The sequence below is a fragment of the Ferviditalea candida genome, from assembly GCF_035282765.1.
Taxonomy (GTDB): domain Bacteria; phylum Bacillota; class Bacilli; order Paenibacillales; family KCTC-25726; genus Ferviditalea; species Ferviditalea candida.
Genome location: NZ_JAYJLD010000098.1, coordinates 1 through 1339 on the forward strand (window position 1 = coordinate 1; position 1339 = coordinate 1339).

At 54.6% G+C, this 1339-nt stretch carries 1 protein-coding gene; it reads right to left on the bottom strand.

Annotated elements, in window-relative coordinates; all coding sequences use genetic code 11:
- Positions 1–73: 73 nt before the first annotated feature.
- A partial coding sequence (locus tag VF724_RS21190; RefSeq protein WP_371756223.1) for an ISNCY family transposase occupies positions 74–1339 on the bottom strand: 1266 nt, incomplete at its 5' end.

Below are 1339 nucleotides of genomic sequence, written 5' to 3' on the forward strand. Positions count from 1 at the left end.
TGTCAAACGTCTGAGAAAATGTCACCTTAACTCGTCCGAGAAAATGTCACTTTTGTAGTGTTCCGAGCCACCGTTAGGTGGCTTGGACTGTCTTTGAATTTGTGCTATTCTGTAACTGTTTAGAATTCCAAGCCTTCCTCCAAGGATGGCTGGCGGCGGGTTTGCGTGGCTGCGCAGGCTCCGCCTTTTTTGTTTCGGCAACACGCTTCGGCTTTGTTATCTCCATCAGCGCAATAGCCTGACCCTTGTGCCAAACGAACACTTCTCCAGAGAGCGTTTCACGCACTTCAACGGTCGTTTTGGCATCGAACCGGAACGCGCAAGGCTTGGTAAAGGTATAGATCTTCCCGTTGTACGAAAGTGTATTTCCGGCTCCGAGCTGCCGGTATTGTCGAATGGTGAACACGTGATCCAGATCGAGAGAAGGGTCGAGCTCTATGTAGGCTGATTCGGTCATTTTGGGCTTGACCGCAAATTTGCGATTGTGCTTTTGCAGCAGGCTTGGCAGCGCCGCATTGGCCTCTTCCAGTGACTTCACGCCGAGTAGCCGTAGTTCAATGACCAGGCGGTCTTGGAACGTCACCCAGAGCCGCTCTACGCGCCCCTTGGCTTGCGGTGTGATGGCCTTGATATGCTCGATATGAAGCTCCGCCATCGCTTTACCGAAGTGGGAGAGCGGCTTCGTTTCGCCGGCCAGTTCTTGCTCCACCGTAAGCTTTTCGTTGGGCGATCTGAAGATGGTGTGCCGATCACTGTACAAGCCAAGCGGCACGCCGTACTTGCGGATTCCCTGCTGCATGACGAGGGAATAGCCTTCACGGCATTCCGTAGGCCGGAATACGGCGCCGACGACGGTGCCTGTCGCATCGTCAATGGCGGCATGAAGCGTGAAGGCGGGAGCCCGATCCTCTAGCCAAGCGTAAGGTGTCGCGTCAATCTGCCAGAGCATCCCCGCTTGTGGCTTACGCTGACGCGGCTGGTGAGCCTTGCTTCGACGGCGCTGCTTGGCTTGCTTGATCCCTTTCGATAGAAGGATGCGTCTCACACTGGAAGGGCTCAGCTGCAGCGACTCATGCTCCTCCAAGAGTTCGGCAAAGTGGCAATTGTTGCTGCCATGGTACTTCGCTGTGTATAACGCCGCTGCTCGTTCCTTCACCTCATCCGTTAAAGCGTGTTTTGGCTTTCTTCCCCGATTCCGATGTGCTAGTGCCTGCGCTCCTCCTTCTGCCAAATACTTCTGTTTTAACCGGATTACTTGCCGTACGGTCAGTCCGAGTGCCGCTGCTCCTTCCCCATTAGTCATTCGCCCATCCAAGATCTTCTCCACCACAAGTACCTT